The sequence below is a fragment of the Sagittula sp. SSi028 genome, assembly GCF_048553715.1.
GTDB lineage: Bacteria > Pseudomonadota > Alphaproteobacteria > Rhodobacterales > Rhodobacteraceae > Sagittula.
This window is the reverse complement of sequence record NZ_JBLZNC010000007.1, coordinates 67,044-80,349: the sequence shown is the minus strand read 5'-3', so window position 1 is coordinate 80,349 and position 13,306 is coordinate 67,044. Positions and strand designations below refer to the sequence as shown.

Sequence of the window (13,306 nt, the reverse complement as noted above, 5' to 3'; positions counted from 1 at the left end):
GTCCTTGTGGTCAGGTCTGTGCGGGCAGCCAGACGGTGAATTCAGCGCCGCCTTTGGCGCGGTTGCGGTAACGGATGCGGCCCCCCGCCCGTTGGATCAAGGTCTGCGAGATCGACAGGCCCAGCCCCGTGCCCTCGGCCTGTTTGGTGGTAAAGAACGGGTCAAAGACCGTGTCCAACAAACTGTCCGGGATGCCCGGTCCGGTATCGGCCACCACCAGTTCGACGCCCGCGCGGTCGTGATAATCCGCCTCGCGCAGCGCCAGTGTCAGCACAGCGGGACGGTCGGCGGTGTCTTCCATCGCGTGGGCCGCGTTGACGATCAGGTTGATGACCACCTGCTGCATCTCGCCAGTGCCGATGCCCACGGGCGCGGTCTCCCTCAGATCCGTCTCGACCGTGATGCCCGATTGCGCCAGAACGTGGTCCACCAGAACCAGACAATCACGCACCACCGGCCCCAGATGCAGCGCCTGTTCCGCGCCGGCAAAGTCGTTGGGCCGCGCAAATTGCAGCAGTTTGCCCACGATGGCATTGATGCGCACCACTTGCTGGTCAATCAGGTCCAGTTCGGTTTTCACATCCGCGCTGTGATCGCCCAGACTGTCGCGCAACACATCCAGATTGCCTTGTATCACGGCGACGGGGTTGTTGATCTCATGCGCGACCCCTGCGGTGATTTCCCCGATGGAGGCAAGCTTTTCGCTCATGACCAACTGCCGCCAAGTGTCTTCGAGCTTGGCATTGGCTTCTTGCAGCTCGGCGGTGCGCTCTTCGACGCGTGTGTTCAGCTCATCGGCCCAGGCCCGCAGGCGGGCATCGCGGTCCTGCACCTGATCCAGCAGATCATCCAGATGACCGGCGACCTGTCCGATCTCGTCCGAGGACCGCACCGGCCCGATGCGCGCGGACAGATTGCCCCGTTTGACCCGCGACATGGTTTCGGTCATGCGTTCCAAGGGCGCAAAGATCCCCTTGGCCAGCCACAAAAAGATCGGCGCGGATAGCGCGACAATGCCGCAAAAGGCCGCCAGCATGACCAGAAAGGCGTTGCGCTTGGCGGCGGTGAAGGGCGCTTCGAGAAAGCCGACATAGAGCATGCCCACCGCTGTCCCGAAACTGTCGCGCAGTGGCAGGTAGCCGGAGATATACCAATCATTCACCACAAAGGCGCGGTTCAGCCATGTCTGTCCCTGATCCAGAACGGCGGCGCGCACCTCTGCCGAGACACGGGTGCCAAGGGCGCGGACATCTTCGAACAGGCGCACATTGGTGGACACCCGCACATCGTCGAGAAACAGCGTGGTGGTGCCTTGGCGCTCACCGCCGGTGACTGCGTTGAGGTACACCAGCGCGTTGATCGTATCGATGAATTGCAGATTGCGGTTCAGCAACACGCCGCCCACCAGAACGCCGCGCGCGCCGTCGATGCGCACGGGGGCTGCGGAATGGACCACCATGCCGCGGTCTTCGGTCTGCCGGTCCGTGGGCAGGGCTGCGCGGGTGTCGATCAGATCAACCTTGGCCCGCGCGGCCAGCCCTTCCGACAAAGCCGCCAGTTCATCAGAGGCAAAGACGTCAATGGCCGTGGCGGGACGGCCGGACAGGGCGCTGGCAATGACGGGCCAATCGCCATCCGCCTGATCAACCGGCGCATAATAGAGGAAATCGAGCCCCAAGGCTTCGCGCTTTGATGCGAAAAACGCATTCTGCGTGGTTCGCGAGGCCTGCGGGATGGATGCAAACTGGACGGATTCTGCAACGCCCGTCAGCTCGTCGCCGGTGGTCTGCAAAATGCGTGCAAGATATTGTTCGGCGATGCGCAGATCGGATTCCACGTTTGCGATCAGAACCTTGTCATAATCCGCTGACCATCGGGCTGCCCCCAGCAAAAGCAGCAGTGGCGTCAACAATACCAAGGGGGCAAGCGCCAGAAACAGCAGCCGGACGCGGATCGCGCCGGTCAACAGCCGATGTTTCCGGCGAGGCCGCGTCACGTGTCGGGCGTCGCGTGAATGGCGAATTGTTCCAGCTCGGCGTCGGGGGCCTCGATCACGCGGAACACCTCGCGCACGCCGCCTTCGGCAAGCTCGCGCGCCACGGTCAGCAGCGTGTTGGGGTCGTGATCCTCGCACAGATCGGCCATGTGGAACAGCTCTTCACGCGCCACAGGGCGGGCGGCATCGACCGAGGGCGCGCCATAGTAGGTCACAAAATGCTCGGCCAGCGCGACCTCCAGCGTGGCCAGTTCGGTGGGCTCGATGCTGGTGACGGCGACAAAGGTCACGCGCCCGCCCGTCTCCAGCCCCAACCAGCCGTTGGCAAAGGCCTGACGTGCCTTTCCGGTCAGGTCGTCCTCTGTCCAGTCAGAGAACTCGAACCCGCCGGGAATGCACCATTCGCCGGTGCGGGCCGGTTTGGCAAAGACCAATGTGTCGCTTTCGTCGAAGTGGATGGCGCGTGCCAGCTTCATGGTCGGTCCTCCAATAGGGTCGTCAGCGGGATCAGATGGGTGGTGTCATGGTCTCGGATCAACATGCCGAAATCCTCATCCACGCCCAGAAACGTCCCCGAGATATCGCCGCGCGTGACAGTTTCGCCCATGCCATGCACCAGCCCGCGCCACTCGGCATGCAGCGGAGCGGTGCCTTCGTCCTCCCACCGGGCGATCCACAGCAGGCTGTGGCGGGCCCATGCCTCTACCAGATGGGCGGGGTCAACATCGGCGCAGCCTTCGACAAACAGCGCGGTGCGGTCGGGATCACGGCCGGTTTCAGGGTCCAGCGGCAGCAGCGCGATGTCCCATGCGATGACAATCCAATCGGGGATCGCTTGCGGATCATCGGTCGATGCAAAGGCCCGCATGAGCCCGCAGCGCGCGCCGTTCACCCGCAGCGGCCCGTGCCATTCCAGATGCACCGCGACCTCTGGCGGGGCCAGCGCGCCAAGTGCGTTCTGGAACCCTACCCCGCAGAGCGGCAGCATGGCCATCGCTTGTGCCAGCGGCACCTCGGGCGTCAGAACGACAGCGGCGCCTGCGCGGTCGGCGGTGATGCGGTGGCAGACCAGCCCCGCATCCACCCCCTGAATGGCACGCATGACGGCGGTCTCGGCGGGATCGCCCCCCACCGCCTCGCCATACATCGCCGGAGGAAAGGCCAGCGTCATGCCACGCCCTGATCGACCAGAGCTTTTGCCACCTTGTGAAAGGCCTGCGCTTGCGGGCTGTCGGGTTGGCTGACCACGATCGGTGCACCGCCGTCTGCGGCCAGACGGATCTGCAAATCCAGCGGAATTTCCGCCAGCAAGGGCACGCCAAGCTTTTCCGCCTCGGCCTTGACGCCGCCGTGGCCAAAGACGTGTTCCTCATGCCCGCAATTGGAACAGATATGGGTGCTCATGTTCTCGATCATGCCAAGCAGAGGCACTTTGAGCTGCTGGAACATGTCGATGCCTTTGCGCGCGTCCAGAAGCGCCACATCCTGCGGGGTGGACACAACGATGGCGCCGTCAACTTCGGCCTTTTGGGCCAATGTCATCTGCACATCGCCGGTGCCGGGTGGCAGATCGACGATCAGCACGTCCAGCGCCCCCCATTGCACCTGCATCATCATCTGCTGCAGCGCGCCCATCAGCATCGGGCCGCGCCATGCGACCGCCTGACCTTCGTTGGTCATCAAACCCATCGACATCATGGTGACGCCGTGGTTGCGCAGCGGCAGGATGGTCTTGCCATCGGGGGAGGCGGGCCGCCCAGACACGCCCAGCATCCGGGGCTGCGACGGGCCGTAGACATCAGCGTCCAGCAGACCCACGCGGCGGCCTTGTGCGGCCAGCGCACAGGCAAGGTTTGCGGAGACGGTCGATTTCCCGACCCCGCCCTTGCCCGAGGCGACGGCGATCAGATGATCCACGCCCGGGATCTTTTGCGGGCCTTGCGGCTTTGGCTTGGGCTTTGCGCCCAGTCCGGGAGGCGGCGCATCGGCGGTGAGCGCGATGTTGACGCTGCCGACACCGGCCTTCTCAAGCGCCGCCTCTGCCTGCGCCTTGATCGGCTCCCAGGTTTTGGCCTGTCCGGGGGGCACCTCCAGGACAAAACGCACGCCGCTGTCGGCCACGCCAAGGGCGCGCACCACACCGGCGGCCACAATATCGCCGCCGTTGGGGGCGGGGATGGTTTTCAGGATCTCCAGAACCTCTTCGCGGGTGGCCACCTGTCTTACTCCTGTCCCTTGATCTCGCCGTCGACCTCATGGGTCATGCCCAGTTCGGGAATGGTGATCACGGCCTTGACCGCGAATGTCTGGCCCGAGGTCTCGGCCGCGCGCATCGCCTCTTCGATGGCCTGCTGAGAGGTCACGCCAACCTGCTTGAGGAACTTGCGCATGGACATGTTGAAATCGTCGCTCATCGGGGAACTCCTGTGGACGTTGACGCATGGCGCGCGCGGCGCTTAGGCTGGCGGCTATGCGTGTCTTGGTTCTGATACTGGCCTTTGTGGCGCTGCCCTTCAAGGCGGTGGCCCAGCAAGAGCGGCAGGTTCTGTTGTACGCGCCGCCCGCGCTGGTCGAGACCGGAGTGATGCAGCACATCCTGCCCCGGTTCAAGCTGAAGACGCAGATCGCCGTGCTGCTTGTACAAGAAGCTGACACCGCACAGGCGGTTTTCCATGAGGCGGGCAGCCCGCTGTTCATTGGCGCCGGTGGGGCGTGGGGGCTGCGCCTCCGGTACCAGACGCAATGGACGGAGCGGTTTGCCGATTGGCTGCGCAGCGAGATCGGGTTGAAAACTGTTCTGTCCTTTGCCCCCGATGGGGCCCCGCTGTTCGCCGCACCTGTGTCTGAGATTGCCCCAGAGGTGCGCCCGACCCTGACGGGGGATGCTGAGCAGGGTCACGACATCGCGGTGCAGAAATGCGGGCGCTGCCATGCGGTGGACGAGGCGACACGTCTCACGGGCATCGGATCGACGCCCAGCTTTGCGCTGCTGCGCGGCTTTGCGGATTGGGAGCACCGGTTTATCGGTTTTTTCGCGTTGAACCCGCACCCGTCCTTTACCCAGATCGAGGACGTCACCCCGCCCTTTGATCCGCTGCATCCCAGCCCTATCGTGCCGGTCGAAATGACCCTCCCCGAGGTCGAGGCGGTCGCCGCCTATGTGGCGACGCTCGGCGCGGCGGATCTGGGCGCGCCGCTGCAAAACCAGTGATCTGCTCAATGGTCGCGCCGCGTTGACAGGTAGTCGTCGGTGGTGCGGGTGCGCGGGCGTTCCCCGCCCGAGAGGGGATTGTTTTCCGCGTGATACTGCGCATTCACGCGGCAATCGTCACACATCTGGATCATGCGCAGCCGGTCGCCGCCGAACATGGCGTGCCCTTCAAGCTTTTGCATCACGCGCTCGACAGTTGATTTGACACCAAACAGCGATCCGCATTCGATGCAGGCAAAGGGCTCTTCCTCTTTCAGGATCTTCTGGTCCAGCGCGCCTTTGGTCAGATCCAGACGCGGTTCCAGCGTGATGGCCGTTTCGGGGCAGGCGGTGGCGCAGATGCCGCATTGCAGGCAGGCGTCCTCTTGAAACCGCAGCTCGGGCCGGTCGGGGTTGTCGCCCAAAGCGCCGGAGGGGCACAGCGACACGCAAGACAAACACAAGGTGCAGGCGTCCTGATCCACCAGAACGGCCCCATAGGGCGCGCCTTGGGGCAGGGGGATCTGGTCGGTGTCGGGATGCAATGCCCGCGCAGCCTGTCGGGTGATCTGGCGACGGGTGCCCATGGGGCGCACCGGCTGGTCCACGGGGGCAGGGGAGGCGGTGTCGTACAGCGCATCGCTCATGGCGTCGGGGTCGCGCGTGTCGATCAAGGCAATGCGATTGTCCCCGCCGATGGCCGTGGCCAGCGCCATCTGCGCCGCAAGCGCCGCCGCATCGCCCCCAGCGGACGGAAGCATGGCCACGGACGCAAAGCCAGCCGCCAGCGCGGCAATCATTTCCGCATGACCAAAGGCTCCGACCTTGGGAAGCTCCAAAGGGATGACATCGGCAGGCAGCCCCTTCCCGTGGCGTGCGCTGAGCCGGATCATCTCTGCCCCTTCGGCGTCATGCACCAGCAGCCGTGGGGCGCTGCCGCCTGCATCCAGATAGGCCTTCGCCAGCGTTTGCACGCGGCGCATGACCTCATCCACGGGCGGGGCGTCATAGCTGATCGCGCCGGAGGGACAGGCTGCAGAACAGGCCCCGCAGCCTGCACAGATCAGCGGATCGACAGACACATGTTCCCCGGCGGGCAGGATTGCCCCGGTCGGACACAGATCAAGGCAGCGGGTACAGCCCACCTGTTCGGCGCGGGAATGGGCGCACAGCAGCGGCTCCATCCGCACATGCAGCGTCTTTTCAAAGGTGCCGGTCAAATGCGAGGCGGCAAGAATGGCGGCAGCCACGCCTGCGGGGTGCCCGGGTTCGGCGCGCAGATAGCCGTCGCGCTTTTCATGGGCGGGAAACAACGGGGTCTCGCCGCGCAGATCCAGCAGAATGTCGCAGTCCGACCGCCCGCCATCCTGCGGCGGCGTCAGGGTCAGGGGGCCGCGCCCTTCGGGCTCGATCATGCGCAGCGCATCAATCGTGACCTCGAACCGGCCAAGCGCGCCGCTGGCCTGCCGCAACCGGCCCGTTACCACGTCATAGGCGCGGGTATCCGGCACGTCAGCGCCATCGGGCAGCAGCACGGTCACACCCAGATGATCCTTGAGCTGTTCTGCCGCCATCAACGCCACCTCTGGCGCGCCGACAATCAGGCACAACCCTTCCGAGATTACGTCGAATGTCTTTTCCGGGGCTGCGGGCAATTGCGCCTCTGCCAGCAAGGCGGACATTTTGGGTAGTTTCGGGGCGGGGTCATCGCTCCACCCGGCGCGATCACGCAGGTCCAGCAGGGGGGGCGGGGTCAGGCCCATGTCCTCTGCGAGGGCTGTGAATGTGGCCTCTTCCTGCGTGCAGGCAAAAATTGCATCCCCTTGCGTCAACGCTTCCTGTGCAAGGGCGATATCGCGGGTGCACAGGGCCGAACAGGGGGGGCGCACGTCAAGGTCCGACTGCTGATCCAAGGCGGCTGCGTCAATGGATTGGCTGCCCAGACAGTCACATGTAATCAGTGTCTTAGACATTTTTCCCACCTGTTTTCTGGACGCGGTCGGCACCGGTTTTGCGGCCCGACGAGCGGTTAGCTACACATGATTCTCGGTCGCCGACAACCGATTTCAAGGGGCGTGCATCACGGGGGCCTCTGCAGTGCGGCGGGTTTCGCGGCGGGGTGATTCGGGTGTTTTCAAACTGCCCGAAAACTGAGCGAATTAATCAAGTTGGACAGAATGTCCATCGCGCTATGTGAGGGGTGGAGGGGCTGGACAATTTGACCCGAAAACCGGTGAAGCGCTGAAATCGCTCGGAAACCGCTTTTGCCCACAGGCGGGATACGCCACCGTTTGCAGCCAAGGAGGAACACCGTGATCCACAACCCAAAGGCCTATCGCACCATGCCGGTGGGGGTCGTCCTGCGACGGACGCCCGGTGTCACCCGTTGGGCGAAATGGGCGTGGCGGGCGGTTGCGGTTCTGCCGGGGGCTGCGCCTGCGGATTGGCGGGAACTGCGCCGCGAAGGCGATGCGGTAGAATATCACGCCGACACGCCGGTTCTGGAGCTGCACGGCGCCGAGGCAGAGGCCTATCTGACCGGCCTCAGCGATGCGGTGCCCAGCATCTATGTGATCATGCGTCCGGTGACGGGCGAGCACCCTTATGAAATTCTGCGCGTGACCGCCTCTCCCTACGAGGCGCAGGATTACACCGACAGCGGCGACGAGCTGGTGGAAAAGGTGCCGATGCCCGAGGGGCTGGTGGCGTGGGTGCGCAGCTTCATCGAGGAATTCTACGAGGAAGAGGTGTTCGTCAAACGCAAGCGCCGCAATGCGCGCGTTGATTTGCACGAGGACGGCATCGGCGATCCACGCATTCATAAGGCGGGCGATATCTATGCCTCGCCCGCGCTGAAGCGGAGACGGATGCAATGAGCGGCGGTTTCTGGGAACGCCGCAAGGCCGCCGTCGCCGAGGAGCAGCTGCAAGAGGCGCAAGCTGCCGAGGACGCGCGCCTTGCCGAGGCGGAGCAAGCGCTTGCCGAACGCGACGACGCGGAGCTGTTGGCCGAGGCAGGGCTGCGCGACCCTGACGAGATGGACAGCCCCGAAGAGGTGCAAGCGCTTTTGCGCACCGCTCTGCCGCAGCGGTTGAAAACACGGGCCTTGCGCCGGTTGTGGCGGCTCAACCCCGTTCTGGCCAATCTCGACGGGCTGGTGGAATACGGCGAGGATTACACCGACGCGGCGCTGGTCGTCGAAGGTATGCAAACCGTCTATCAGGTCGGCAAAGGCATGTTCGACAAGGCAGCCGAGGCCGCCCGCGCGGCAGAGGCCAAGGCAGAGCAGGCATCGTGCGAACCCGCCACCGACGAAGACCTGCCCGAGCCACCGACCCAAATGACGGCGGATGCGGCGCAAACCATTGACGCAGAAGAAACTCCGCTAAGTGATACCCCACAGGACGACGAACCGCCCATGCCGTCCGGCGCACGGCGCATGCGGTTCCGGTTCGAGGACACGGAAGGACGCGCATGACCGCAGCACCCGCCCCGACAATCGCCGAAGAGGACCGCCTGCGCGCGGATCTTTATAATTTCCTCGGCCTGATCCTTGCCGCCCCGCCCGACGAGATGCTGTTGGCGCAGACCGCCAGCCTGTCCGGTGACGCCACCGATCTGGGGCAGGCGATCACAACGCTGGCCAAAATGGCCAAGGTGACAAAGCCCAAAACCGTCCAAAGCGAATATAACAAGCTTTTCATCGGTTTGGGTCGGGGCGAACTGCTGCCCTACGCGTCCTATTACATGACCGGATTTTTGAACGAAAAGCCGCTGGCGGCGTTGCGTCTGGACATGACCCGCCGTGGTCTGGCCCGCGCCGACACGGTGTTCGAACCCGAAGACAATATAGCCTCGCTGATGGAGATGATGGGCGCCCTGATCGTGGGCCGGTTTGGCCCTGCGGCCGATCTGGCGCAGCAGAAGGAATTCTTTGCCAAGCATATCGCACCTTGGGCGGGGCATTTCTTTGCCGATCTCGAAGCCGCGAAAGGGTCGGTGTTCTACGCCCCCGTCGGCAGCATCGGCCGCAGCTTTATGGAGATCGAGGCGGAGGCCTTCCGCCTGACCTGAGCTGAACCTGCAAGGGGGCGCCCCCTTGCGCATCGAGCGGCCCGCAGGGGTCGGAACCGGAGGTGCCGCAGGCACATCCATCAAAGGGAGAGCAGAATGTCGGACAAAGAGGCCACGCGCCGCGACTTTCTGAAACTGGCGGGCACAGCGGCCCCTGCGGCTGCCGTGGCGGTTGCCACCACCGGAACGCAGGCCGAAGCCGCCACACCCGATCTGTCATCCAGCCGGATGCAGGACACCGCGCACACCCGCGCGTATCTCGACTCCGCACGCTTCTGAGCGCGCCAAAAAAGCCCAGAGCCCGCAGCAACGCGGACCTGATAACCGACGACAGGCGACTGGTTGCGTGAGGCCCGACTGCCCGACGTCAAGAGCCAACCAAGCTAGTCCGGACCCCTGTCCGGATGCGCAAGGGAGAGAGACACATGCTTAGGAAAAAGACCAACGGGGTTGCGCGACGCCCCCAGCGGACTTCGATCCTGTCCGAGGTTTCCAAGACCTCGGTTGACCGCCGCGGGTTCTTGCGCGGATCGGGTCTGGCGATCGGGGGAATGGCAGCGATTGCCGCGACAGGTGGCACTGTTCAGCCCGCAGCCGCCGCAACAGCGGCCACCGGCAACGTCGAAATCAAGAAATCGGTCTGCACCCATTGTTCCGTCGGATGTACCGTCATGGCCGAGGTGCAAAACGGCGTCTGGACCGGGCAGGAGCCCGGCTGGGACAGCCCGTTCAACCTTGGCTCCCACTGCGCCAAGGGCGCATCGGTGCGTGAACACACCCACGGCGAACGCCGCCTGAAATACCCGATGAAGAAAGTCGACGGGGAATGGGTGCGCATCTCTTGGGAAGAGGCCATCACCGAGATCGGCGACCGCATGATGTCGATCCGCGACGAAAGCGGACCGGATTCTGTCTATTGGCTGGGATCGGCCAAGCATAACAACGAACAGGCCTACCTGTTCCAGAAATTCGCGCGCTATTGGGGCACCAACAACGTCGACCATCAGGCGCGGATCTGTCACTCGACCACCGTTGCGGGCGTTGCGAACACATGGGGCTACGGCGCCATGACCAACAGCTACAATGACATCCACAACAGCCGTGCGATCTTTATCATCGGCGGCAACCCAGCCGAGGCGCACCCGGTGTCCTTGCTGCATGTTTTGCGCGCGAAAGAGCAAAACAACGCACCGATGATCGTCTGCGACCCGCGCTTTACCCGGACAGCGGCGCATGCGGATGAATTCGTTCGTATCCGCCCCGGCTCTGACGTGGCGGTGGTCTGGGGTCTGCTGTGGCACATCTTTGAAAACGGTTGGGAGGATGAGGAATTCATCCGCACCCGTGTCTGGGGCATGGACCAGATCCGCGAGGAAGTGGCTAAGTGGAACCCCGCCGAAGTCGAGCGCGTGACCGGTGTGCCGGAATCGCAGATGCACCGCGTGGCGCGGACGCTGGCCAACAACCGACCCGGCACCGTGATCTGGTGTATGGGTGGCACGCAGCACACCACCGGCAACAACAACACCCGCGCGTACTGTATCCTTCAGCTGGCTCTGGGAAACATGGGCGTCGAGGGCGGCGGCACCAACATTTTCCGTGGCCACGACAACGTGCAAGGGGCCACCGACCTTGGCGTTCTGTCGCACACGCTGGCGGGCTATTACGGTCTGGCCAAAGGATCGTGGGAGCACTGGTGCCGCGTTTGGGGCGAGGATTTTGACTGGCTCAACGGTCAGTTCGCCAAGATGAAAGGCGCCAATGGGAAGGACAAGGATCTGATGTACGAGACCGGTATTCCGGTGTCGCGTTGGATCGACGGTATCCTTGAAGACGCGGACAACATCGACCAGCCGAACAATGTGCGGGCGATGGTGCTTTGGGGCCATGCGCCGAACTCTCAGACCCGTATGGTCGAGATGAAGAAGGCGATGGAAATGCTGGATATGCTGGTCGTTGTCGACCCGTATCCCACGGTTTCTGCCGTGCTGCATGACCGCACCGATGGCGTCTATCTGCTGCCGGCCTGTACGCAGTTTGAAACCACCGGATCGGTCACCGCGTCGAACCGGTCGATCCAGTGGCGTCAGAAGGTTGTTGATCCGATCTTTGAATCCAAGCCCGATCACGAGATCATCGGCCTGTTTGCCAAAAAGTTCGGCTTCCACGACCGCCTGTTCCGCAACATCGCCATCGAAGATGATGGGGTGACCCCGAACATCGAGGACACAACCCGCGAATACAACCGCGGCATGTGGACTGTGGGCTACACCGGCCAGTCGCCGGAACGCCTGAAGATGCACATGGAAAACCAGCATACCTTTGACCGCACCACGCTGCGCGCCAATGGTGGGCCGGCGGATGGGGACTATTACGGTCTGCCATGGCCGTGCTGGGGCACGCCAGAGATGAACCACCCCGGTTCGCCCAACCTGTACAACATCAATCTGCCCGTAAAGGATGGCGGTCTGCCGTTCCGCGCGCGCTATGGTGTTGAACGCAATGGGGAAAACCTGTTGGCCGAGGGGGTGTCGAACCCCGGCGCAGAGCTGCAGGACGGCTACCCCGAGTTCACCATGCAAATGCTGATGGATCTGGGATGGGATGGCGACCTGACGGCAGAGGAACGCGAGGCCATCGATGCCGTGGCCGGTCCGAACACCAACTGGAAGACGGATATTTCCGGCGGCATCCAGAGGGTGGCGATCGAACACGGCTGTGCGCCCTATGGCAACGCCAAGGCACGCTGTGTGGTCTGGACCTTCCCCGATCCGGTCCCTGTCCACCGCGAGCCGCTGTACACGAACCGCCGCGATCTGGTCGAAGACTATCCGACCTATGACGACCGCAAGTTCTACCGCCTGCCGACGATGTATGCGTCGATCCAGAAGCAGGACTTTTCCAAGGACTATCCGATTGTGCTGACGTCGGGCCGTCTGGTGGAATACGAGGGCGGCGGCGATGAAACCCGGTCCAACCCGTGGCTGGCCGAGTTGCAGCAGGACATGTTCATCGAAATCAACACCCGTGATGCCAACAATCTGGGTGTGCGCGACGCGAGTATGGTCTGGGTCGAAGGCCCCGAAGGCGGCAAGATCAAGGTCAAGGCACTGGTCACTGAACGTGTGGGCGAAGGCGTGGCCTTTATGCCCTTCCACTTTGGCGGCCATTTTCAGGGCGAGGATCTGCGGTCCAAATACCCCGAAGGGGCGGACCCCATCGTTTTGGGGGAATCCACCAATACGGCGCAGACCTACGGCTACGACTCGGTCACTCAGATGCAAGAGACCAAGGCCACCCTCTGCAAGATCATGCCGGCATAAGGAGAGATTGATATGGCTAGAGCAAAGTTTCTCTGTGACGCCGAACGCTGCATTGAATGCAACGCCTGCGTCACCGCCTGCAAGAATGAACACGAGGTGCCTTGGGGCATCAACCGCCGCCGCGTGGTGACCATTCAGGACGGCAAGCCGGGCGAACGCTCGATCTCTGTCGCCTGCATGCATTGCTCGGATGCGCCCTGCATGGCGGTCTGTCCGGTGGATTGTTTCTACCAGACCGATGACGGTGTGGTGCTGCACTCCAAGGATCTGTGCATCGGCTGCGGCTACTGCTTTTACGCGTGCCCCTTTGGTGCGCCGCAGTATCCGCAGGCGGGCAACTTCGGGTCGCGCGGCAAGATGGACAAATGCACCTTTTGCGCCGGTGGCCCCGAAGAGAACACCTCGCAAGAGGAGTTCCAGAAGTATGGCCGTAACCGCATCGCGGAAGGCAAACTGCCGATCTGTGCCGAGATGTGTTCTACCAAGGCGCTTCTTGCGGGCGATGGCGACGTGGTGTCGGGCATCTACCGTGAACGCGTTGTGGCGCGCGGCTTTGGCTCCGGCGCATGGGGCTGGGGCACCGCCTACGACCAAAAGGGGCAGTAACGCTCCCGTAGGCCGGGGATTATCCCCGGCCTACATCATGTTTCATGTGGGCCGCAGGGCCTGCATCCAAACTGACGGACCGCCAATCGGGCGCAGGTCCGTGACGCAATTCGTGGG

At 63.5% G+C, this 13,306-nt stretch carries 13 protein-coding genes; 7 read left to right on the top strand and 6 right to left on the bottom strand.

Annotated features, from left to right (window positions below):
- Positions 1 to 10: 10 nt before the first annotated feature.
- Genes ACN5AZ_RS14205 through ACN5AZ_RS14185 form a run of 5 tightly spaced genes read right to left on the bottom strand, consistent with a single transcriptional unit; the run spans position 11 to position 4,410 of the window.
- A complete protein-coding gene (locus ACN5AZ_RS14205; protein WP_419429555.1) occupies positions 11 to 1,996 on the bottom strand; it encodes a sensor histidine kinase in 1,986 nt (661 codons plus the stop codon).
- On the bottom strand, positions 1,993 to 2,472 hold the full coding sequence (locus ACN5AZ_RS14200; RefSeq protein WP_419429554.1) for a DUF6505 family protein: 480 nt from the start codon (positions 2,470 to 2,472) through the stop codon (positions 1,993 to 1,995). Before ACN5AZ_RS14200 ends, ACN5AZ_RS14205 begins: the two co-directional genes overlap by 4 nt.
- The gene (locus ACN5AZ_RS14195; protein ID WP_419429553.1) at positions 2,469 to 3,167 is read right to left on the bottom strand and encodes a DUF4444 domain-containing protein; all 699 of its coding nucleotides are present in this window, start codon (positions 3,165 to 3,167) and stop codon (positions 2,469 to 2,471) included. Before ACN5AZ_RS14195 ends, ACN5AZ_RS14200 begins: the two co-directional genes overlap by 4 nt.
- Entirely contained in the window at positions 3,164 to 4,213 is a 1,050-nt protein-coding gene (locus ACN5AZ_RS14190) for an Mrp/NBP35 family ATP-binding protein (protein WP_419429552.1), read from the bottom strand. Before ACN5AZ_RS14190 ends, ACN5AZ_RS14195 begins: the two co-directional genes overlap by 4 nt.
- Positions 4,214 to 4,218: 5 nt before the next feature.
- Positions 4,219 to 4,410 (bottom strand): DUF6494 family protein, encoded by a 192-nt coding sequence (locus ACN5AZ_RS14185; RefSeq protein ID WP_419429551.1) that lies wholly within the window; start codon positions 4,408 to 4,410, stop codon positions 4,219 to 4,221.
- A gap of 56 nt (positions 4,411 to 4,466) precedes the next feature.
- On the opposite strand from ACN5AZ_RS14185, the gene ACN5AZ_RS14180 reads away from it, so the two are divergent.
- Positions 4,467 to 5,207 carry a hypothetical protein gene (locus tag ACN5AZ_RS14180; RefSeq protein ID WP_419429550.1) on the top strand — a complete coding sequence of 247 codons (741 nt, stop codon included), beginning with the start codon at positions 4,467 to 4,469 and terminating at the stop codon, positions 5,205 to 5,207.
- 5 nt (positions 5,208 to 5,212) lie between these two features.
- On the opposite strand, the gene ACN5AZ_RS14175 is transcribed toward ACN5AZ_RS14180, so the two are convergent.
- The gene (locus ACN5AZ_RS14175) at positions 5,213 to 7,159 is read right to left on the bottom strand and encodes a 4Fe-4S binding protein (RefSeq protein ID WP_419429549.1); all 1,947 of its coding nucleotides are present in this window, start codon (positions 7,157 to 7,159) and stop codon (positions 5,213 to 5,215) included.
- A 369-nt stretch (positions 7,160 to 7,528) separates the two neighbouring features.
- On the opposite strand from ACN5AZ_RS14175, the gene ACN5AZ_RS14170 reads away from it, so the two are divergent.
- From ACN5AZ_RS14170 to fdh3B, 6 genes are all read left to right on the top strand, one after another.
- On the top strand, positions 7,529 to 8,062 hold the full coding sequence (locus tag ACN5AZ_RS14170; protein WP_419429685.1) for a DUF3305 domain-containing protein: 534 nt from the start codon (positions 7,529 to 7,531) through the stop codon (positions 8,060 to 8,062).
- Positions 8,059 to 8,664, top strand: a complete 606-nt coding sequence (locus ACN5AZ_RS14165; protein WP_419429548.1) for a DUF3306 domain-containing protein — start codon at positions 8,059 to 8,061, stop codon at positions 8,662 to 8,664. The genes ACN5AZ_RS14170 and ACN5AZ_RS14165 overlap by 4 nt, the downstream gene beginning before the upstream one ends.
- Positions 8,661 to 9,260, top strand: a complete 600-nt coding sequence (locus ACN5AZ_RS14160; protein ID WP_419429547.1) for a TorD/DmsD family molecular chaperone — start codon at positions 8,661 to 8,663, stop codon at positions 9,258 to 9,260. Before ACN5AZ_RS14165 ends, ACN5AZ_RS14160 begins: the two co-directional genes overlap by 4 nt.
- Before the next feature lie 96 nt (positions 9,261 to 9,356).
- On the top strand, positions 9,357 to 9,539 hold the full coding sequence (locus ACN5AZ_RS14155) for a twin-arginine translocation signal domain-containing protein (RefSeq protein WP_419429546.1): 183 nt from the start codon (positions 9,357 to 9,359) through the stop codon (positions 9,537 to 9,539).
- Positions 9,540 to 9,685: 146 nt separating this feature from the next.
- A complete protein-coding gene (locus ACN5AZ_RS14150) occupies positions 9,686 to 12,583 on the top strand; it encodes a formate dehydrogenase subunit alpha (protein WP_419429545.1) in 2,898 nt (965 codons plus the stop codon).
- A gap of 12 nt (positions 12,584 to 12,595) precedes the next feature.
- Positions 12,596 to 13,189: a formate dehydrogenase FDH3 subunit beta gene (gene fdh3B, locus ACN5AZ_RS14145; RefSeq protein ID WP_419429544.1), complete on the top strand. Its 594-nt coding sequence runs from the start codon at positions 12,596 to 12,598 to the stop codon at positions 13,187 to 13,189.
- The last annotated feature ends 117 nt before the right edge of the window (positions 13,190 to 13,306 follow it).

What these genes read in the sequence shown, in the direction of transcription:
- ACN5AZ_RS14200 (WP_419429554.1), bottom strand. Translation starts at nt 2,472, where the DNA reads ATGAAGCTGGCACGCGCCATCCACTTCGACGAAAGCGACACATTGGTC.
- ACN5AZ_RS14195 (WP_419429553.1), bottom strand. Translation starts at nt 3,167, where the DNA reads ATGACGCTGGCCTTTCCTCCGGCGATGTATGGCGAGGCGGTGGGGGGC.
- ACN5AZ_RS14185 (WP_419429551.1), bottom strand. Translation starts at nt 4,410, where the DNA reads ATGAGCGACGATTTCAACATGTCCATGCGCAAGTTCCTCAAGCAGGTT.
- ACN5AZ_RS14180 (WP_419429550.1), top strand. Translation starts at nt 4,467, where the DNA reads ATGCGTGTCTTGGTTCTGATACTGGCCTTTGTGGCGCTGCCCTTCAAG.
- ACN5AZ_RS14175 (WP_419429549.1), bottom strand. Translation starts at nt 7,159, where the DNA reads ATGTCTAAGACACTGATTACATGTGACTGTCTGGGCAGCCAATCCATT.
- ACN5AZ_RS14170 (WP_419429685.1), top strand. Translation starts at nt 7,529, where the DNA reads ATGCCGGTGGGGGTCGTCCTGCGACGGACGCCCGGTGTCACCCGTTGG.
- ACN5AZ_RS14165 (WP_419429548.1), top strand. Translation starts at nt 8,059, where the DNA reads ATGAGCGGCGGTTTCTGGGAACGCCGCAAGGCCGCCGTCGCCGAGGAG.
- ACN5AZ_RS14160 (WP_419429547.1), top strand. Translation starts at nt 8,661, where the DNA reads ATGACCGCAGCACCCGCCCCGACAATCGCCGAAGAGGACCGCCTGCGC.
- ACN5AZ_RS14155 (WP_419429546.1), top strand. Translation starts at nt 9,357, where the DNA reads ATGTCGGACAAAGAGGCCACGCGCCGCGACTTTCTGAAACTGGCGGGC.
- ACN5AZ_RS14150 (WP_419429545.1), top strand. Translation starts at nt 9,686, where the DNA reads ATGCTTAGGAAAAAGACCAACGGGGTTGCGCGACGCCCCCAGCGGACT.
- fdh3B (WP_419429544.1), top strand. Translation starts at nt 12,596, where the DNA reads ATGGCTAGAGCAAAGTTTCTCTGTGACGCCGAACGCTGCATTGAATGC.